17 protein-coding genes are annotated in these 19,727 nt (G+C 72.8%); 12 read left to right on the plus strand and 5 right to left on the minus strand.

The features are described from left to right. Positions 1-6 precede the first annotated feature (6 nt). From AB0N17_RS06490 to dapE, 4 genes are all read left to right on the plus strand, one after another. Positions 7-1,809, plus strand: a complete 1,803-nt coding sequence (locus AB0N17_RS06490) for a DEAD/DEAH box helicase (RefSeq protein ID WP_366010001.1) — start codon at positions 7-9, stop codon at positions 1,807-1,809. A 394-nt stretch (positions 1,810-2,203) separates the two neighbouring features. Next, the gene (locus AB0N17_RS06495) at positions 2,204-2,845 is read left to right on the plus strand and encodes a helix-turn-helix domain-containing protein (protein WP_191870603.1); all 642 of its coding nucleotides are present in this window, start codon (positions 2,204-2,206) and stop codon (positions 2,843-2,845) included. Positions 2,846-3,010: 165 nt separating this feature from the next. After that, entirely contained in the window at positions 3,011-3,199 is a 189-nt protein-coding gene (locus AB0N17_RS06500; protein WP_366010002.1) for a hypothetical protein, read from the plus strand. Then, on the plus strand, positions 3,196-4,338 hold the full coding sequence (gene dapE / locus AB0N17_RS06505; RefSeq protein WP_366010003.1) for a succinyl-diaminopimelate desuccinylase: 1,143 nt from the start codon (positions 3,196-3,198) through the stop codon (positions 4,336-4,338). Before AB0N17_RS06500 ends, dapE begins: the two co-directional genes overlap by 4 nt. On the opposite strand, the gene AB0N17_RS06510 is transcribed toward dapE, so the two are convergent. Beyond that, the gene (locus AB0N17_RS06510; RefSeq protein WP_366010004.1) at positions 4,229-5,785 is read right to left on the minus strand and encodes a helix-turn-helix domain-containing protein; all 1,557 of its coding nucleotides are present in this window, start codon (positions 5,783-5,785) and stop codon (positions 4,229-4,231) included. The two genes, dapE and AB0N17_RS06510, sit on opposite strands and share 110 nt — an antisense overlap. A gap of 101 nt (positions 5,786-5,886) precedes the next feature. On the opposite strand from AB0N17_RS06510, the gene AB0N17_RS06515 reads away from it, so the two are divergent. The 3 genes from AB0N17_RS06515 (at position 5,887) to AB0N17_RS06525 (ending at position 8,604) form a co-directional block, all read left to right on the plus strand. After that, positions 5,887-6,642, plus strand: coding sequence for a chorismate synthase (locus AB0N17_RS06515; RefSeq protein ID WP_366010005.1), 756 nt, complete (start codon positions 5,887-5,889; stop codon positions 6,640-6,642). Further along, positions 6,639-7,748, plus strand: a complete 1,110-nt coding sequence (menC, locus tag AB0N17_RS06520) for an o-succinylbenzoate synthase (protein WP_366010006.1) — start codon at positions 6,639-6,641, stop codon at positions 7,746-7,748. Before AB0N17_RS06515 ends, menC begins: the two co-directional genes overlap by 4 nt. Before the next feature lie 64 nt (positions 7,749-7,812). After that, positions 7,813-8,604 carry a S16 family serine protease gene (locus AB0N17_RS06525; protein WP_366010007.1) on the plus strand — a complete coding sequence of 264 codons (792 nt, stop codon included), beginning with the start codon at positions 7,813-7,815 and terminating at the stop codon, positions 8,602-8,604. On the opposite strand, the gene AB0N17_RS06530 is transcribed toward AB0N17_RS06525, so the two are convergent. Then, positions 8,601-9,098 (minus strand): Lrp/AsnC family transcriptional regulator, encoded by a 498-nt coding sequence (locus tag AB0N17_RS06530; RefSeq protein WP_366010008.1) that lies wholly within the window; start codon positions 9,096-9,098, stop codon positions 8,601-8,603. The genes AB0N17_RS06525 and AB0N17_RS06530 overlap by 4 nt on opposite strands. A 121-nt stretch (positions 9,099-9,219) precedes the next feature. Between AB0N17_RS06530 and hppD the strand changes: the two genes are divergently transcribed. Continuing rightward, entirely contained in the window at positions 9,220-10,365 is a 1,146-nt protein-coding gene (hppD, locus tag AB0N17_RS06535; protein ID WP_366010009.1) for a 4-hydroxyphenylpyruvate dioxygenase, read from the plus strand. A 9-nt stretch (positions 10,366-10,374) separates the two neighbouring features. On the opposite strand, the gene AB0N17_RS06540 is transcribed toward hppD, so the two are convergent. Further along, positions 10,375-11,841: a tetratricopeptide repeat protein gene (locus AB0N17_RS06540; RefSeq protein ID WP_366010010.1), complete on the minus strand. Its 1,467-nt coding sequence runs from the start codon at positions 11,839-11,841 to the stop codon at positions 10,375-10,377. 92 nt (positions 11,842-11,933) lie between these two features. On the opposite strand from AB0N17_RS06540, the gene AB0N17_RS06545 reads away from it, so the two are divergent. Continuing rightward, positions 11,934-13,340 carry an FAD-linked oxidase C-terminal domain-containing protein gene (locus AB0N17_RS06545; protein ID WP_366010011.1) on the plus strand — a complete coding sequence of 469 codons (1,407 nt, stop codon included), beginning with the start codon at positions 11,934-11,936 and terminating at the stop codon, positions 13,338-13,340. 11 nt (positions 13,341-13,351) lie between these two features. Here AB0N17_RS06545 and AB0N17_RS06550 read toward each other — a convergent pair whose 3' ends face one another. Beyond that, entirely contained in the window at positions 13,352-13,765 is a 414-nt protein-coding gene (locus AB0N17_RS06550; protein WP_366010012.1) for an SsgA family sporulation/cell division regulator, read from the minus strand. A gap of 244 nt (positions 13,766-14,009) precedes the next feature. Between AB0N17_RS06550 and AB0N17_RS06555 the strand changes: the two genes are divergently transcribed. Beyond that, positions 14,010-15,734, plus strand: coding sequence for an RDD family protein (locus AB0N17_RS06555; protein WP_366010013.1), 1,725 nt, complete (start codon positions 14,010-14,012; stop codon positions 15,732-15,734). 75 nt (positions 15,735-15,809) lie between these two features. Beyond that, on the plus strand, positions 15,810-16,604 hold the full coding sequence (locus AB0N17_RS06560; protein WP_366010014.1) for an RDD family protein: 795 nt from the start codon (positions 15,810-15,812) through the stop codon (positions 16,602-16,604). A 98-nt stretch (positions 16,605-16,702) separates the two neighbouring features. On the opposite strand, the gene AB0N17_RS06565 is transcribed toward AB0N17_RS06560, so the two are convergent. Further along, positions 16,703-16,969 carry a hypothetical protein gene (locus AB0N17_RS06565; RefSeq protein ID WP_366010016.1) on the minus strand — a complete coding sequence of 89 codons (267 nt, stop codon included), beginning with the start codon at positions 16,967-16,969 and terminating at the stop codon, positions 16,703-16,705. 339 nt (positions 16,970-17,308) lie between these two features. On the opposite strand from AB0N17_RS06565, the gene AB0N17_RS06570 reads away from it, so the two are divergent. Then, complete coding sequence (locus tag AB0N17_RS06570) at positions 17,309-19,660, plus strand: immune inhibitor A domain-containing protein (protein ID WP_366010017.1); 2,352 nt, start codon at positions 17,309-17,311, stop codon at positions 19,658-19,660. The last annotated feature ends 67 nt before the right edge of the window (positions 19,661-19,727 follow it).

A 19,727-nucleotide genomic window follows, 5' to 3' on the forward strand; every position in this document is an offset into this window, starting at 1 on the left:
GAGACCGTGACTACCACCGCCGCTTCCTCCTCCACCCACTCCCACCACCTCTCGCCCGCCTTCCCGGGCCGGGCCCCCTGGGGTACCGCCAGCAAGCTGCGCGCCTGGCAGCAGGGGGCGATGGAGAAGTACATCCAGGAGCAGCCGCGTGACTTCCTCGCCGTCGCCACCCCCGGCGCCGGCAAGACGACCTTCGCGCTGACGCTCGCCTCCTGGCTGCTGCACCACCACGTCGTGCAGCAGGTGACCGTGGTCGCGCCGACCGAGCACCTGAAGAAGCAGTGGGCGGAGGCGGCCGCGCGGATAGGGATCAAGCTCGACCCCGAGTACAGCGCCGGGCCGCTCGGCCGGGACTACGACGGGGTCGCCGTCACCTACGCCGGTGTGGGCGTGCGCCCGATGCTGCACCGCAACCGGGTCGAGCAGCGCAAGACCCTCGTCATCCTCGACGAGATCCACCACGCCGGCGACTCCAAGTCCTGGGGCGAGGCCTGCCTGGAGGCCTTCGAGCCCGCCACGCGCCGGCTCGCGCTGACCGGTACGCCGTTCAGGTCCGACACCAACCCCATCCCCTTCGTGACGTACGAGGAGGACAACGCCGGCATCCGGCGGTCCGCCGCCGACTACACGTACGGATACGGCAACGCGCTCGCCGACCACGTCGTCCGCCCGGTCATCTTCCTCTCCTACAGCGGCAACATGCGCTGGCGCACCAAGGCCGGTGACGAGATCGCCGCCCGGCTCGGCGAGCCGATGACCAAGGACGCGGTCAGCCAGGCGTGGCGTACGGCGCTGGATCCGCGCGGTGAGTGGATGCCCAGCGTGCTGCGCGCCGCCGACCAGCGGCTGACCGAGGTCCGCAAGGCCATCCCGGACGCCGGCGCCCTCGTCATCGCCTCCGACCAGGACTCCGCCCGCGCCTACGCCAAGCTCATCCGGGAGATCACGGGTACGAAGGCCACGCTCGTGCTGTCCGACGACGCCGGGGCCTCGAAGCGGATCGACGACTTCAGCGAGAGCAACGACCGGTGGATGGTCGCGGTGCGCATGGTGTCCGAGGGCGTCGACGTGCCGCGGCTCGCGGTCGGCGTGTACGCCACGACCATCTCGACCCCCCTCTTCTTCGCCCAGGCCGTCGGGCGTTTCGTGCGGTCCCGGCGGCGCGGCGAGACCGCGTCCGTGTTCCTGCCGACCGTGCCCGATCTGCTGACCTTCGCCAACGAGATGGAGAAGGAACGGGACCACGCCCTCGACAAGCCGAAGAAGGAGGGCGAGGAGGACCCGTACGCCGAATCCGAGAAGGAGATGGAGGAGGCGAACAAGCAGCAGGACGAGGACACCGGCGAGCAGGAACAGTTCTCCTTCGAGGCGCTGGAGTCCGAGGCCGTCTTCGACCGGGTGCTCTACGACGGCGCGGAGTTCGGCATGCAGGCCCACCCGGGCAGCGAGGAGGAGCAGGACTACCTCGGCATCCCCGGTCTCCTGGAGCCCGATCAGGTGCAGTTGCTGCTGCAGAAGCGGCAGGCCCGGCAGATCGCGCACAGCAAGAAGAAGCCGGACACCGAGGCCGACCTGCTGGAGCTGCCCGCCGAGCGGCGGCCGGTGGTCAGCCACAAGGAGATGATGGAGCTGCGCAAGCGGCTCAACACCCTCGTGAGCGCCTACGTCCACCAGAGCGGCAAGCCGCACGGGGTGATCCACACCGAGCTGCGCCGGGTGTGCGGCGGTCCGCCGAGCGCGGAGGCCACGGCGGGACAGCTCAGGCAGCGCATCTCCAAGGTGCAGGAGTGGGCCACGCGCATGCGGTGACGCTCCACGCGCATCAGTGACGCTCCACGCGCATGCGGTGACGCGCCGCGGGATCCGGCGGGACCGGCGGCGACCGGCAGCGTTTCCCCTCCGCGGTACGTGGCGCGTGTCAGTTCCTGGGGCCTGCTCGTATCCGGACGAACTGAGGCAGGCCGGATCTGGCCTTGCCCGGATTCTGGACGGAGGCTTCCGCTCAGCGAACCGCCTTCGCTACTGTCCGGCTACGCACACGCCCCGTGGCAGCGCCGCCGCGGAGCGCAGCCGTGAAGCGACATGCCCGGAGCCGCCGGGCCTTCCTGCCGATCGGCGGCCTCTGAAGCGCGTCGCCGACGGGACTCGGTGACGCAATCTCGCTCAGCGGTCCGCCGACCTCACCGCCGAAGGAGTGGGCGTCGTGACCGCGGAGACCTCTCAGACGCTCGACCGGGGACTGCGTGTCCTCAAGCTGCTGGCCGACACGGACCACGGGCTGACCGTCACCGAGTTGTCCACGAAACTGGGCGTGAACCGGACCGTGGTGTACCGGTTGCTCGCCACGCTGGAACAGCATGCGCTCGTACGACGTGATCTGGGCGGGCGAGCCCGGGTCGGGCTCGGGGTGCTGCGGCTCGGGCGGCAGGTGCACCCGCTGGTACGGGAGGCCGCGTTGCCGGCGCTGCGGTCGCTGGCCGAGGACATAGGGGCGACGGCGCATCTGACGCTGGTGGACGGCACCGAGGCGTTGGCCGTAGCGGTGGTCGAGCCGACGTGGACGGACTATCACGTGGCGTACCGGGCGGGATTCCGCCATCCGTTGGACCGGGGGGCCGCGGGCAGGGCGATTCTCGCCGCGCGGCAGGCGCCGTCAGCCGATCCCGGATACACGCTCACGCACGGCGAGTTGGAGGCTGGGGCCAGTGGGGCCGCGGCGCCGCTGGTCGGGGTGACCGGGGTCGAGGGCAGCGTCGGAGTGGTGATGCTCGCGGACTCCGTCCCGGAGAGGGTGGGGCCGCGTGTGGTGGAGGCGGCACGCGAGGTGGCGGAAGCCCTGCGCTGAGCGGGCGCGGCCGCCCACCGCCTGGCGCCGACCCGCCCGTCCGTCCCTTTGGCCGACCCGCCAATTCCACCCCGCGACCTTTGGCCTATCCTTCCACCACCCCCGCCTCGCCCCTCCGCATCATCAAGGGGCATACCCAGCCCGGAGGCGGAGGGAAGCAGTGGCATGGAGAGAGCCGACAGTCGGCCGGGGGCCGGAGCGAGGACGACGCGGTGGGCCGCGCCCAGGCGGCGGCAAGCCGTCGGGGCGCCCGCACTGATCGTCTACGGCCTCTACGGCCCCTACGGCATCCGGCACTCCCAGTTCCACCGGCTTCAGGACCCCGCGCGCGACCGGCCCCAGGACCCCGCATGAGCACCCTCGACCTCACCGCCGACCTCGTCACCCTCACCCGTGCCCTCGTCGACCTGCCCTCCGAGAGCGGGCGGGAGGGACGGATCGCGGACGCCGTCGAGACCTCCTTGCGCGCACTGCCCCACCTCGCCGTGGACCGGATCGGTGACTCGGTCGTCGCCCGCACCGGCCTCGGCCGCCCGGAGCGGGTCGTGGTCGCCGGCCACCTGGACACCGTTCCGGCCGCCGGGAACCTGCCCTCGCGGCTCGCCGACGGCCGGGTGTACGGGCTCGGCGCCTGCGACATGAAGGGCGGGGTCGCCGTCGCCCTGCGGCTCGCCGCCGGCCTCGACGACCCCGGCCGCGACCTCACCTACGTCTTCTACGAGTGCGAGGAGGTGGAAGGCGACCGGAACGGGCTCGCCCGCATCGGCGCCGCGCGGCCCGACCTGCTCGACGCCGACCTGGCGATCCTCATGGAACCCTCCGACGCCGGCGTGGAGGCCGGCTGCCAGGGCATCCTCACCGCCGACATCGTGGTCGAGGGCGCCCGTGCGCACACCGCCCGCGCCTGGAAGGGCGTCAACGCCGCCCACAAGGCGGGCCGGGTGCTGCAGCGCCTCGACGAGCACACCCCCGAGCGGGTCGTGATCGACGGGCTGGAGTACCGGGAGGGGCTGAGCGCCGTCGCCGTACGGGCCGGGGTTGCCGGGAACGTCGTCCCCGACGAGTGCCGGATCACCGTCAACCACCGTTTCGCTCCCAGCCGTTCGCCGCGGGAGGCGGAGGCGTACGTGCGGGGGCTCTTCCCCGAGTACGACGTCCGGGTCACCGAGGTCGTCCCCGGCGCCCTGCCCCACCTGGACCGGGTCGGCGACCTCGTGGCGGCCCTCGGTGCCGCGCCCCGGCCCAAGCTGGGCTGGACCGACGTGGCCCGGTTCGCCGCGCTCGGCGTGCCCGCGCTCAACTACGGCCCCGGGGACCCCTCCCTGGCTCACACGGCGGGGGAGTACGTCCCCGTGGAGCACCTGGAGCGGTGCGCGGACGGGCTCAGCGCGTGGTTGCGCGGAGTCCGGCCAGCGTCCGCAACTGGAGCCACAGCACCAGCCGTTCGTCGGGGTCGTCCAGATCGACCTCGGCGTGCTGCTGGAGCTGCCTGAGCCGGTAGCGGCAGGTGTTGGGGTGGACGGCGAGCAGCTTCGCCGCGCCCGCCATGTCGCAGCCCGCGTCGAACCAGCAGACCAGTGTGCGGGCGTACTCCGTGCCGTGACCGGCGTCGTACGCCAGTACCCGGCGCCAGGCGCCCGCGTTCAACTCGCGGCGCTCGCCCATGACTTCGCCGAGGCGGAGCAGGGTCACCCGCGCCCGTACCTCCTCCACCGTGGCCACCGGCAGTTGCGCGTCCAGCACCCGCAGCACCAGGTCCGCGTCCGCCCGGGAGTCCGCGAGGCCGTCCGCGCCCGGCACCGGTTCGCCGAGCGCCGCCCGCACCGGCACCCGCAGCGCCTGCCCGGCCCGCGCCACGATGTCCTCGGCGAGCCTGCGGTGCCGCTCGCCGGGCCCGGGCAGCACCGCGTACACCACCCCGTCCACGAGCACGCCCGCGTGCCGGCCGTAACGCGCCTCGCACTGCAGGCGTACGACGTCCAGCAGGCGCAGCGCCGTGCGTTCGGCGTCCGGGACGCTCGCGGCGGAGTCCAGCACGAAGGCGGCGACCCGGGCCGGGCCGTCGACACCCAGGCGGGCGGCGGCCGTCGGCGCGTCCGGTGCCGTGCCGTCCAGCAGCCGGCGCAGCAGGTCGCTGCCCCGGTGCCGGGCCAGCTCCCGTGCCGCCCGCGCCCGCAGCAGCAGGAGCGCGGCCGTGGAGGCGCCCTGGGCGAGGGTGTCCTCGGCGTCGGGGGCGAGCGTGCCGCCGTCGACCACCCACACCGAGCCCAGCGTCTCCCCGCCGGCCCGCACCGGCATCGCGAGCCGGGGCAGGTCCGCGCCGGACAGCGCGGGCAGCCGCAGCGGGCGGTCGGCGGCGAACAGCCGCCGGTACTGCTCGGTGTTCTCCGCGCTGGCCGGCACCTGGCGGCCGAGGATGCTCTGCCGGCGGTCCTCGTCCACCGGCTGCCCGGCGACGGTCGAGTAGGCGAGGAGCCGCTGCCGGGGGTCCTCGACGGCGGTGGCCCCGCCGGTCGCCGTCGCGATCGCGTCGGCCAGCGCGAACAGGTCGCCGAGCCCGGTGTCGGCGGTGACGGAGGTGCCGGGTCCGGCGGTGACGGCCGACACCAGCAGCAGGTGCACGTGGTGCCAGGCGGCGTCCTCGGCGACGGACAGCAGGGCCACGCCGTGCGCCTCCGCCTGCGCCACCGGGCCGTCCGCGCCGCGCACCACCACCCCGGTCATCCCGGCCTCGGCGGCGGCCCGCAGCAGCGGTCCGGCCTGGGCCGCCGGCACGCCGACCGCGAGCAGCAGCGCGCCCGGCGTGCGGGGGAGCGGGGTGCGGCCGTCGTACAGCACCGCCTCGGTGACCGGGACGGCCTGCCCGGCGGGCGCGGTGTGCAGCCGCAGGGCAGGGCCGCCGACGACGTCGAGGAGGTCGCCGAGGGTGCAGGCGTCCATGAGGGTCCCCGGAAGACTGTTGGCGGATGGCCAAACGAACGTACGCATGCCTTGGCCGCTCGCACAACACGGCCGGGGCCGGCTCCTTCGAGACTCGTGCCATGACAGCAGGAGTCACCATCCGTACCGTCCACGACGTCGCCTCCCTCGCGGCCGTGGCCGATTACTTCAGCGACGTCTGGCGGACGTCCCGCAGCGCCCCGCCCTACCCGGCCGAGGTCCTGCACAGCCTGGTGCACGCCGGTGGCGCCGTGCACGCCGCGCACGACGGGCGGCGGCTCGTCGGCGCGTCCGTCGCCGTCCTCGGCCCCGAGCGGAGCACGTACTCGCTGGTGGCCGCCGCCGAGCGGGGCCTCGGGCACGCCGTGAAGCTGGCCCAGCGCGACTGGGCCCTGGCCCTGGGCGCCCGCAGCATGCGCTGGACCTTCGACCCGCTGGTCGGCCGCAACGCCCGCTTCAACCTGGTCAAGCTGGGGGCCGTCGGCACCGAGTACCTGGTCGACTTCTACGGCCCCATGACCGACGGCGTGAACGACGGCGACGAGAGCGACCGGCTGACCGTGACCTGGCGGCTCGGGGCGCCCCCCGCCCCGTCCGGTCCCGAGGGCCACGGACCGGTGGCCCGGCTCGCCCCCGACGGCGGACCGCTCGTCCGGCGCGACCTCGCCGACCGCTACCTGTGGTGCCGCGTCCCCGACGACATCGTCGAGCTGCGCGCCGCCGACCCGGAGCAGGCGCTGCGCTGGCGGCACGCGGTGCGCGAGGTGTTCCTGACGGCCTGCGCGGACGGCTTCCGGGCCACCGGGATGTCGCGCGACGGCTGGTACACGCTGACCCGGGCGGAGAAGGCCGCGTGAAGCTCGAACGCGTCGAAATCGTGCACGTCGCGATCCCCCTGGTCACCGCCTTCCGCACCTCCTTCGGCACGATGACGACGAAGGACACCTTCCTGCTGCACGTCGTGACGGACGAGGCCGAGGGCTGGTCGGAGTTCGCGGCCGACCCCGAGCCGCTGTACTGCTCGGAGTTCGTGGCCGGCGCCGAGATCGTGCTGCGCGACTTCCTGATCCCGCGCGCGGCGGCCCTGCCCCGCCCCACCGCCGCCGCCCTCGCACCGGCGACAGCCGGGGTGAAGGGGCACGAGCTGGCCAAGGCGGCCCTGGAGACGGCCGTCCTGGACGCCGAACTGCGGGCGTACGGCATGCCGCTCGCGACCTGCCTCGGCGCGGTACGGGACCGGGTGCCCGCAGGGGTGTCGGTCGGCATCAAGAACTCGGTCCCGGAGCTGCTGGACGACGTCGAGCGCTACCTCGCCGAGGGCTATGTCCGGATCAAGCTGAAGATCGAGCCCGGCTGGGACGTCGAGCCGGTGCGGGCGGTCCGCGAGCGCTTCGGCGGGGCGCTGCCCCTCCAGGTCGACGCCAACACCGCCTACACCCTCGCGGACGCCGAGCACCTGCGGCGGCTGGACGACTTCGGGCTGCTGCTGATCGAGGAGCCGCTGGAGGAGAACAACCTGCACGCGTACGCCCGGCTCCAGCAGCGTCTGCGGACGCCCGTCTGCCTGGACGAGTCCCTGCACCACGCCCGGGACACCGCCTCCGCGATCGCGATGGACGCCTGCCGGGTGGTGAACGTCAAGCCCGCCCGGGTCGGCGGCTACCTGGAGGCCCGCCGGGTGCACGACGTGGCCCACGCGCACGGGGTCCCGGTGTGGTGCGGCGGCATGCTGGAGACGGGCATCGGCCGCGCCCCGAACCTGGCGCTGGCGGCGCTGCCCGGCTGCACCCTGCCCGGCGACACCTCCGCCTCCTCCCGCTACTTCGCCGAGGACATCACCGAGCCGTTCGTCCTGCGGGACGGCCACCTCCCGGTCCCGACGGGCCCGGGCATCGGCGTCGAACCGCTCCCGGAGGCGCTGCGCCGGTTCACCAGGGAGCGCCGGGACCTGTACCGGGCATGAGCTGGGACCTGTACCCGCCTACGCGCCACAGGGGGTGCGGGGCGTGTCGCGTTAGATTGATCCCGTGCTCTCACGTCTCACGCGCCCCCAGGCCCTCGCCGTCTGCGCCGTACCCGTCGTGGCCCTGATCGCCACGGCGGCGTTCGCACCGCTGCCGTTCACGCTGGCGCAGCCCGGGTCGACGGCGAACGTGCTCGGGGAGAACAAGGGCACTCCGGTGATCACCGTCTCCGGCGCGCCGGTGCGCGAGCCCGCGGGACAGCTGCGGATGGTCACGATCGCGGCGACCGGCCCGGACGCCCGGATCTCCCTGAGCGACGTGATCGGCAACTGGTTCCGCACCGACCGGGCCGTCATGCCCCGCGACGCCGTCTACCCGAGCGGTGACACCGTCAAGGAGATCGAGCGGCACAACCAGGCGCAGATGCGGCAGTCCCAGGACGCGGCGACCCAGGCGGCGCTGAAGTACCTGAACCTCAGTCCCGACAAGGTCAAGGCCACGCTGAAGCTCGCGGACGTGGGCGGGCCGAGCGCGGGGCTGCTGTTCACCCTGGGGATCATCGACAAGCTGGACGGCGACGGCGGCGGCGGCGACCTCACCGGGGGCCGCACCATCGCCGGCACGGGCACGATCGACGCCTCCGGCAAGGTCGGCGCGGTCGGCGGGGTGGCCCTGAAGACGCAGGCCGCGCGGCGGGACGGAGCCACCGTCTTCCTGGTGCCGAAGGCGGAGTGCGCCGACGCCAAGGCCGAACTCCCGAAGGGCCTGCGCCTGGTCCCGGTGACGACACTGAAGAGCGCGATCGACTCCCTGGTGTCCCTGGAGAAGCACAAGGGCTCCGTCCCGAGCTGCTAGCTCCCGCCCCGTCCGTCCCTGTCCCGGCCCTCGCCCGCCGCCTGTTCCACCAGCGGGATGATCCGCAGCGGTACGGGGTTCTCCATGACGATCGTCGTGGAGGCGCGGACGATGCCGTCGAAACCGACGACCCGGTCGATCACCCGTTGCAGATCGGCGTTCGAGCGGGCCACCAGCCGGCACAGCATGTCCCCGCTGCCGGTGGTCGTGAGCAGCTCCAGCACCTCGGGCACGGTCGACAGGTGTGCCCGGACGTCGGTCCCCTGGCCCTGCCGGATCTGCAGCGTCGCGAACGCGGTGACCGGGTAGCCGAGGGCCGCCGGATCCACCTGGGGGCCGAATCCGCGGATGACCCCGTTCGACTGGAGCCGGTCCAGGCGCGCCTGGACCGTGCCCCGGGCGACCCCGAGCCGCCGGGACATCTCCAGCACACCGATGCGCGGCTCCTGGGCCAGCAGCACGATGATGCGCCCGTCCAGATGATCGATCGCCATGGGACCCCCGAGATGGTCATCCTGTACACAAAGGCTGCCGACGCGGTCGTATCGCTGGTCAGATTGCCCAGTGAATACGCGAACTATTGCGCACCTTGCAGAGCGGGGCCACCCTTCCGCTATGACGCAGACCACACAGCACACTCCCGACACCGCCCGGCAGGCCGACCCCTTCCCGGTCAAGGGAATGGACGCGGTCGTCTTCGCCGTGGGCAACGCCAAGCAGGCGGCGCACTACTACTCCACCGCCTTCGGCATGCAGCTCGTCGCGTACTCCGGACCGGAGAACGGCAGCCGCGAGACCGCCAGTTACGTGCTCGAGAACGGCTCCGCCCGGTTCGTCTTCACCTCGGTGATCAAGCCGAGCACCACCTGGGGCCACTTCCTCGCCCAGCACGTGGCCGACCACGGCGACGGTGTCATCGACCTGGCCATCGAGGTCCCGGACGCCCGTGCCGCGTACGCCCACGCCATCGCGCAGGGTGCGACGAGCGTCGCCGAGCCGTACGAGATGAAGGACGAGCACGGCACCGTCGTCCTCGCCGCCATCGCCACCTACGGCGAGACCCGCCACACCCTGGTCGACCGCTCCGGTTACGACGGCCCCTACCTCCCCGGCTTCGTCACCGCCCGGCCGATGGTCGAGCCGCCGGCCCAGCGCACCTTCCAGGCGATCGACCACTGCGTCGGCAACGTCGAGCTCGGCAAGATGGACGAGTGGGTCGCGTTCTACAACAACGTCCTGGGCTTCACGAACATGAAGGAGTTCGTGGGCGACGACATCGCCACCGAGTACAGCGCCCTGATGTCGAAGGTCGTCGCGGACGGCACCCTCAAGGTGAAGTTCCCGCTCAACGAGCCCGCGATCGCCAAGAAGAAGTCGCAGATCGACGAGTACCTGGAGTTCTACGGCGGCCCCGGTGTCCAGCACGTCGCGCTGAACACCAACGACATCGTGCAGACCGTCCGCACCATGCGCGCGGCCGGCGTCGAGTTCCTCAACACCCCCGACTCCTACTACGACACCCTCGGCGAGTGGGTCGGCGACACCCGCGTGCCCGTCGAGACCCTGCGCGAGCTGAAGATCCTCGCCGACCGCGACGAGGACGGCTACCTGCTGCAGATCTTCACCAAGCCCGTCCAGGACCGGCCGACCGTCTTCTTCGAGATCATCGAGCGGCACGGCTCGATGGGCTTCGGCAAGGGCAACTTCAAGGCCCTGTTCGAGGCGATCGAGCGCGAGCAGGAAAAGCGCGGCAACCTGTAGCGGCAGGCCCTACTCGCTGGGCGCCGGCTCGTCCGGGACGTCGCCCAGCGAGCGCAGGGCCGCCTGCGCCGCCGGGGCCAGGAGGGGCGAGAAGTACGGGTTGATGCGCAGCGCCTCCTGCAGATGCCTGCGGGCGGGCCCGTACTCCTCCAGCTCGTCCTCGATCATGCCCCGGTGGAAGGTGTACAGGGCACTGCGCACCCCGCCGCCCTTCGTCTTGTCCGTGGCGACGCAGGCGTACTCCAACGCCTCCTCGTCCTCACCGGCCCGGTGCAGCGCCCAGCCGAGCGCGTCGGCCACCTCGATGCCCGGCTGGCGGTCCCACTCGTCCCGCAACCGGTCCACGGCCTCCACCGGGTCCCCGTGGTCCGCCTCGTACTGGCCGATCAGCAGATCGTCGTCGACCCCGCCCTCCGCCTCCCGCCGCGCCTCCTCCCTGACCTGCGTGTACTGCGTGGCCGCGAGCCGGTCCTGCCCCAGCGACTCGTACAGTTCGCCCAGTTCCAGCGTGTACCGCGGGTTCGGCTGCCTGGCCAGGGCCGTCTCATAGGCGGTGAGCGCCTCGGCCGTACGGCCCAGCGCCGCCAGCACCCTCGCCCGCCCCACCGGCGCCGCCCGCTGGTCGGGGTCGAGGCGTACGGCCGCCTCGAAGTGCCGCAGCGCGTCCTGCAGGTCCCCGCGCTCCCAGGCCAGCTGCCCGAGCCCGGCCAGGTAGGCGGCCTGCTCGGCCGGGGTGCGGGCGGCGGCCGCCGCGTCCGTCAGCTGGGCCACCGCGTCCTCGCGCCAGCCCCGGTCCCGGTACACCGCCGACGCCTGCGCCATCACGGCCGGCCGCACCGCCGCGCCGGTGTGCAGCGCCATCAGCTTGTCCAGGGACCGCCGGGCCGCCTCGTAGTCGCCGAGCCCGTTGTAGGCATCGATCAGCTGCGGATACGCCGACCACCGCCGGGGCGTGAGCTTCAGCGCCTCCTCGCCGTAACGTTTCGCCTCCGTGAAGTCCCGGCGTGCCAGCGCCAGCGCGGTCAGCCCGTCCAGCGCCTCGGCGTTCGCCCCGCCCCGCACCTCCAGCGAGGTGCGCAGCGCCTGCTCGGCCCGCGGGAAGTCGGCGGCGTCGGCCGCCCGGCGTCCCCGCTCCACGTAGGCGGTCCCCAGCACGGCCCAGGCCTGCGCGTCCCCGGGCCGCTCCCGCACCCGGAGCTCCTGCTGCCCGATGAGCGCCGTCAGCTGCGGCAGGGCGACCGGCATCCCGGCCGTCAGCGCCGTCAGTGCCGCCGGCGCCTGCGGTCCGGCGGCGGGCGGCCGGACCGCCCGGTGCCGCCGCGGCTGCTCCTCGGGCAGCAGCGCCAGCACCGTGCCGGCGGCGACACCGCCCGCCAGTGCGGCCACCAGCACCCGCCGCAGCCACCGCCGGGAGCGGCGCGGGGCGGGCGGCTCGGGCAGCAGGGACGTACCGGGCGCGCTCAGTCGGTTGTCCATGACGCTCACTGTGCGTCAATATGACGAGCTGATCGGTGCGGCCCAAGCGGAGGGCGTCCGGGGTTCACACCGATGGCCGTGAGTGCGACCCTGTGATCATGAGCCGTATCGAAGCATCCTGCGACGAGGCGACCGGCGACCTCACCGACCGGCTCCTGGCCGGCCTGCCTGCCGAGGCCGTCCTCATCGACCCCGACGTCACCGCCTCCTACGCCCACGACATGGCGAGCTTCTGCCCGGCCGGCGCCCCGGCCGTGGTCGTCCTGCCGCGCACGGTCGAGGAGGTGCAGCACGTCATGCGCACCGCCACCGAACTACGCGTCCCCGTCGTCCCGCAGGGCGCCCGCTCGGGCCTGTCCGGCGCCGCGAACGCCACGGACGGCTGCATCGTGCTCTCCCTCGTCAAGATGGACCGCGTCCTGGAGATCAGCCCCGTCGACCGCATCGCCGTGGTCGAGCCCGGCGTGATCAACGCGACCCTCTCCCGTGCGGTCGAGGCGCACGGCCTGTACTACCCGCCGGACCCCTCCAGCTGGGAGATGTGCACGATCGGCGGCAACATCGGCACGGGCTCGGGCGGACTGTGCTGTGTGAAGTACGGCGTCACCGCCGAGTACGTCCTCGGCCTGGACGTCGTCCTCGCCGACGGCCGCCTGCTGTCCACCGGGCGCCGCACCGCGAAGGGCGTCGCGGGCTACGACCTCACCCGGCTGTTCGTCGGCTCCGAGGGCTCCCTCGGCATCGTGGTCCGCGCGGTCCTCGCGCTGAAGCCCAAGCCGCCGCAGCAGCTGGTGCTGGCGGCCGAGTTCCCGTCCGCGACGGCCGCCTGCGACGCCGTCTGCCGGATCATGGAGGGCGGTCATCTGCCGTCCCTCCTCGAACTGATGGACCGTACGACCGTCAAGGCGGTCAACGACCTCGCCCACATGGGTCTGCCCGAGACCACCGAGGCACTGCTGCTGGCCGCCTTCGACACCCCGGCGCCCGCCGCCGACCTCGCCGCCGTCGGCGCCCTGTGCGAGGCGGCCGGCGCCACCGGGGTCGTCCCGGCCGAGGACGCGGCCGAGTCCGAACTCCTCCTCCAGGCCCGGCGGCTCTCGCTGACCGCGCTGGAGGCGGTCAAGGGCACGACGATGATCGACGACGTGTGCGTGCCCCGGTCGAAGCTCGGCGCGATGCTCGACGGCGTGGAGCGGATCGCCGAGAAGTACGACCTCACCATCGGCGTCTGCGCGCACGCCGGCGACGGCAACACCCACCCCACCGTCTGCTTCGACGCCCAGGACGAGGACGAGTCCCGGCGGGCCCGGGAGTCCTTCGACGAGATCATGGCCCTCGGCCTGGAGCTGGGCGGCACCATCACCGGGGAGCACGGCGTCGGCGTCCTGAAGAAGGAGTGGCTGGCCCGGGAGATCGGCCCGGTCGGGGTGGAGATGCAGCGGGCCGTGAAGCACGCCTTCGACCCGCTGGGCCTCCTCAACCCGGGCAAGGTCCTCTGAGCCCGGTCCGGTCACCGGGCGAGCAGCTGGTCGAGGCCGTCGTCGATGCCCAGCTGCCCGCCCTCCGAGCCCGGCGGCACCGCCCGCAGCGTCCGCTCCAGCCACGCCGACACCTGCGGGACCGGTGCCTCCAGCAGCGCCTCCCCGTCCGGCGAACTCAGCGCGACGAGGACGACGCCCTGCCCGTCGACCTTCGTCGGCCACACCCGCACGTCCCCGTACCCGCACGGCCGGAACACCCCCTCCACCAGCAGCTCACGGGCGAACGTCCAGTGCACGGGCTGCTCGGAGTCGGTGTGGAAGGTGATGTGGACGGCGTACGGGTCGTCGCAGCGGTAGCGCAGCCGGGCCGGGACCGGGATGCTCCGCTCGGGCGACAGGATCAGCCGCAACTCCAGCTCCCGCTCCACCACGGTGTGATGCATGACGTGTGTCCTCTCTGCTCGGGTCTGCCCGGGGCCCGCTCGCAACGGGCCCGCGGCAGGGGAGAGGAGGCAGCGGCCCGTCCATTACGCGGGTTCGGTGGAATTTTTTTGCCCGGAACCGCGCGTCCGGGTACGCCGTTGCCCGGAAAGGGGCGGGTCCGGTGGGACTGGCGGTGGCGGAAGCCCGCGTCTGATAGATGTGGAGCCCCCCATCCCACCCCCGAGCAGATACGGGACGACGGACATGAGCGCCCCAACCCCGGCCCCAGGTGACGACAGGCCCCGCGAGGGCTACTACCCGGACCCGTCCATCCCCGGCTACGTCCGGTACTGGAACGGCGCCTCCTGGGTGCCCGGCACCAGCCGCCCGGCGCCCGAGGACGGCGAGCCGCTCACCCCGCCGCCCGGCGTCCGCCCGGCCGCCCCGGCCGCCCCGGCCGCCCCGGCCGTGGAGGAGACCGGCCCGCACTTCTTCGACGAGGACCCGCGGTCCCCCGCCTGGGGCGCCGGCGGACAGGACCGCGCGGGGCAGGCGGGCACCGGTGGCCCGCCCGCCGGGCGGCCCGGCGGGTCCGGTGCCGCCGCCGACGGCCGTGCCGCCTGGGGTGCCGACCCGCGTCTGCCCGCCGACGGCCCGGCCGCTCACGCCCACCGCGCCGACGGCACGGCCCCGGCCGCGGACGACGACGCCCCCGACCCCGGCGGCACCTTCATCTTCCGCCGTCCCGTCCCGGGCCCGGCGGCGGTCAGGGACGAGGGCACGATGACGTTCCGCCCGGTCCCGGGCCAGGGCCGGCCCGGCGCGCCGGCACCGGACGGCGGACCGGGCACCCCGGGCGCGACGCCCGGGAGCCCGGGTCACGCACCCGGCGGGGCCGGCTTCGGCCCGCAGGCGTCGGGCCCGGGAGCCGGTGGCGGGGACGGGTTCGGCCCGCACGACCCCGGCCACGCGGGCGGCACCGGTTTCGGGGCACCCGGCTCCGCGCAGGGGCAGGCCGCTCCGGGACAGCCCGGTGCGGGCCCCGTGCAGGGCGCCGGCGGTCCGAGCGGTGCGCAGGGGGCGCACCCGGGGGACCCCGGCCTCGGCGCACCCGGTGTCCAGGGCCCGGTCGGAGCGCCCTCGGCCGCGCCCGCCGGTCCCGGTTTCAGCGCCGGGAAGGCCGCCGCGGAGCGAGCCGCGGCCGCCCAGCCGCCCCAGGCCCACGCGGCCCAGGCCCCGCAGGCCTCCAACGTCCCCGGACCCCAGGCGCCCCACGCCGGACCGCCCTCCGCCGCGGCCCCTTCGGTGCCGCAGCAGGCGGGGCCCGCGCAGGGCAGGCCGGCCCCGGCCCCCGCCGCCACCCCGCTGACCGCCGGACCCGGTGGCGGTCAGGCCTCCTGGGCACAGCAGGTGCACCAGCTGGCCGGAGGGGCGGAGGAGCAGCCGGTGGCGCCGTGGAAGCCGCCGGTGGAGGACGTGTTCCAGGCGGCGGCGCGCCGCCAGGCGGCGGCCCGTCCGGCCGGACTCGGCAAGCGGTTCGCCGCCCGGCTGATCGACAGCCTGGTGCTGGGCGCCGTGACGGCCGTCGCCGCCGTACCGCTCGGGATCAAGGCCGCCGACCACATCCAGCAGAAGATCGACGCGGCCAAGCTGTCCGGCCGTGAGGTCACCGTCTGGCTGCTCGACGGCACGACCGGCACGAGCCTGGGCATCGTCCTCGCCGTCCTGCTGCTCGCCGGCGTCCTGTACGAGGTGCTGCCGACCGTCAAGTGGGGCCGCACCCTGGGCAAGAAGCTGTGCGGTCTCGAGGTGCGGGACATCGAGGCGCACGAGCCCCCGACGTTCGGCCCGGCGCTGCGCCGCTGGCTCGTCTACAGCGTGCCCGGGCTGCTCGGCATCGGGATCCTGGGCGTGCTGTGGTGCCTGTTCGACCGGCCCTGGCACCAGTGCTGGCACGACAAGGCGGCCCACACCTTCGTCGCGGACTGACGCGGGGGACACCCGCGTACTCCGTCCGGCCGCCCGCCGGGTGCGGATCCGGGAGGTTCGCGGTCCACTCGGGCCATGAGCAGTGAACCGCCCCCCGGCTCCGGACCGCAGCCCCCCGACGACGACCCGCTGAGGAAGCGGCCGCCGTCGGACCAGGGGTCGGGCTCGCCGTACGACACCCCGTACGGCGGCGCCCAGCAGCCCCCGCCGCCCGGTGGCGGCCAGCCACCCCCCTACGGCGGCGAGCACCCGCCGCCGGCCGGCGGCGGCCCCTCCGGCGGAGGCGGCCCGTACGGAGGCGGCGGCCCCTACGGCGGGGAAGGCGGCCCGTACGGCCCCGGCCCCGGCGGTGGCCCGTACGGCCCCGGCCCCGGCGGTGGCCCCTACGGAGCCGGCGGCTATCCCGCCGACCCGCTCGCCGGCATGCCCCCGCTCGCCGAGAGCGGCAAGCGCACCCTCGCGCGCATCATCGACATGATCATCGTCGGGATCGTCGTCTGGCTGGTCACCTGGCCGATCGGTGCCCACGAGTACAACGTGAACACCGACAAGATCGAGACGTCCGGCACCATCTGGCAGTCGGTCGTCGCCGCCGTGCTCTACGTCGCCTACGACACCTTCCTGATCGCGAGGACGGGCCAGACCCTCGGCAAGAAGTGGCTGCACATGCGCGTGGCCAACCTGGACAACGGCGCGACCCCCTCCACCCAGACCTCGCTCACCCGCGCCCTGGTGCTCTGGGTGCCGTTCGCCTTCTGCTGCGCCTGCATCTGGACGGCGATCTGCGGCGGCTGGAGCTTCTTCGACAAGCCGTACAAACAGGGCCTGCACGACAAGGCGGCCAAGACGGTGGTGGTCAGCACCGGTTGAGGCGCGAGCGCGCACAGCACGACCGCACGCACAGCATGACCGCGCACAGGGCGGCGGGTCCGTGAGCAGCACGGGCCCGCCGCTGCCGTGTGCTCCGGTCAGAGCCTGGTGGACACCGGCTGCTCCTCGGCGGCCGGTTCGGCCGTCCGGGCCGCCGGCTCGGCCGGCGTCTCGGCCCTGTCCGCCGTTCGCGCCCCCGGCAGGGGTACCGTCATCGCCACGAGCAGCCCCAGGGCCAGCGCCACGAGGGCGATCACGGCGACCCCGAGGCCCGAACTCGTCTGCGACAGCAGCAGCATGGCGAGCGTCGAGAAGATCACGGTGCACGAACCGTAGGTGAGCTGTGCGGAGGTCGGACGAGGCATGGCAATCGTGTCCTCGGAAGTCTGCGGAGGTCTTCGGGTGTCGGGGGGTGCCTTCGACTCTCTCTTCGCGTGCATGCCCGAGCCGAACGCCTGGTAAGCGTGACCTAACCCACCGTACCGGGAGCACGGGGGGCGCACGGAGTCATGTGACCCGGACAAGTCCGTAAAGCGAACACCGACTCCGCATAGTGCACTTGGCCTGAACAAGTCAAGGTCTGTCTTTTCTTCTAAACCTCTAGTCAAATGACGTCACTTGAACACGCGTTGAACGTGCGCGCGCGGATTCCTCCATGACCCGGATCCCCCTGTCCGTGCGCGCGGCGCGGGGGAGGAACTCAAGTGACCAGCAGATCCTGGACGTTCAGAGCGGCCGCGATCGGGGTGACGCTCGCGGCGGCCTCCGCCACCTTCGCCACCTTCGCCGTCGCGGAGGCGAGCACCCAGACCCGGGCGGCGGCCAACCGGCACGACCCGGCCCCGGTGAAGCAGCAGAAGCACGACCTCGACGGTCCGCTGAGCAAGACCCAGGACGCCCAGCGCCGCGAAGCCCTGAACCAGCTCATATCGGGCAAGGCCAAGGCCCAGGAGCGCAACGGCTCCAAGGTCCTGGCGCTCAAGAGCGGCAAGGGCAAGAGCAAGTACGTCGAGCTGAGCCGCGAGAAGACCGACAAGATCTTCACGATCCTGGTGGAGTTCGGGGACAAGACGGACCCGAAGTACGGCGGCACCCCCGGGCCGCTGCACAACACCATCGCCGCGCCGGACCGCAAGAAGGACAACTCCACGGCCTGGCAGAAGGACTACAACCAGAAGCACTACCAGGACCTCTACTTCGGCACCGGCAAGAAGACCGAGTCGCTGAAGAAGTACTACGAGAAGCAGTCCTCGGGCCGCTACTCGGTCGACGGAGAGGTCTCCGACTGGGTCAAGGTCCCCTACAACGAGGCCCGTTACGGCAACAACGCCTGCGGCCAGACCAACTGCACGAGCGTGTGGAACGTCGTCAGCGACGGTCTGAACGCCTGGGTCGCCCAGCAGAAGGCGGCCGGCAAGTCCGACGCCGCGATCAAGGCGGACCTGGCCAAGTACGACCAGTGGGACCGGTACGACTACGACCACGACGGCAACTTCAACGAGCCCGACGGGTACATCGACCACTTCCAGCTCGTGCACGCCGGTGAGGACGAGTCCGCGGGCGGCGGCGCGCAGGGCAAGGACGCGATCTGGGCCCACCGCTGGTACGCCTTCGGCACCGACGCCGGCGCCACCGGCCCCGAGAACAACAAGCTCGGCGGCGCGCAGGTCGGCGGCACCGGCATCTGGGTCGGCGACTACACCATCCAGCCGGAGAACGGCGGCCTCGGCGTCTTCGCCCACGAGTACGGCCACGACCTGGGCCTGCCGGACGAGTACGACACCGACGGCGGCGACAACTCCACCGGCTTCTGGACCCTGATGTCCTCCGGTTCCTGGCTCGGCACCGGCAAGGAGTCCATCGGTGACGTGCCCGGCGACATGAACGCCTGGGACAAGCTGCAGCTGGGCTGGCTGAACTACGACACCGCCAAGGCCGGCACGCAGTCCACGCACAAGCTGGGCGTCGCCGAGTACAACACCTGGGACAAGCAGGCTCTCGTGGTCAACCTGCCCGACAAGGCGGTCACCACGACGATCACCCAGCCCGCCGAGGGCTCGGCCCAGTGGTGGAGCGGCAGCGGCAACGACCTGAAGAACACGCTGACCCGGTCCGTGGACCTCACCGGCAAGTCGTCGGCGAAGCTGGACCTGGACGGCTGGTGGGCCATCGAGGACGGCTACGACTACCTGTACACCGAGGTGTCCACCGACGGCGGCGCCAACTGGACCGCCGTCAACGGCACGGCGGACGGCCAGGCCATCCCGCAGGACGGCGGCGGCAAGCCCGCGCTGACCGGCTTCTCGACGACGCACAAGAAGCTGTCGTACTCCCTGGACGCCTACGCCGGCCAGAAGATCCAGCTCCGCTTCCGCTACGCCACCGACGGCGGTGTCGCGGAGAACGGCTTCACGGCCGACGAGATCGCCGTGACCGCCGACGGCGCGCCGGTCTTCTCGGACAACGCCGAGACGCGGGACGCCGCTTGGACGTCGAACGGGTTCTCCCGCATCGGCGCGTCCTTCACCAAGGACTACAAGCAGTACTACATCGCCGAGAACCGGCAGTACGTGTCGTACGACAAGCAGCTCAAGACCGGCCCGTACAACTTCGGTTCGGCCAAGCGCCCCGACTGGGTGGAGCACTACCCGTACCAGAACGGTCTGCTGATCTGGAAGTGGGACACCTCCCAGGCGGACAACAACACCAACGCGAAGGACCACCCGGGCACGGGTCTGATCCTGCCGATCGACTCCCACCCGACGGCGATGAAGTGGTCGGACGGCACGCTGATGCGCAACCGCATGCAGGCCTACGACTCCCCGTTCAGCCTCTACGGCACGGACGGCATCACCCTGCACAAGGCCGACGTCGTGACGAAGATCAAGGCGTCGAAGGGCGTGTCGGTCTTCAACGACCACGCGAGCACCTACTACGACCCGGCCAACCCGGCCGGGGGCGTGAAGGTCACTGACACCAACACCAAGATCGCGATCGTCAAGGAGGCCAAGGACGGCTCGACGATCTTGCTGAAGGTCGGCCCCGCGGTGAAGTAGTCCGCATCTCCGCAGGTCAGAGACGTATCGGCGGCAACCCCTTGGCGGGTTGCCGCCGATCGTGTTT

It is taken from the genome of Streptomyces sp. NPDC051133 (assembly GCF_040682635.1).
Taxonomy (GTDB): domain Bacteria; phylum Actinomycetota; class Actinomycetes; order Streptomycetales; family Streptomycetaceae; genus Streptomyces.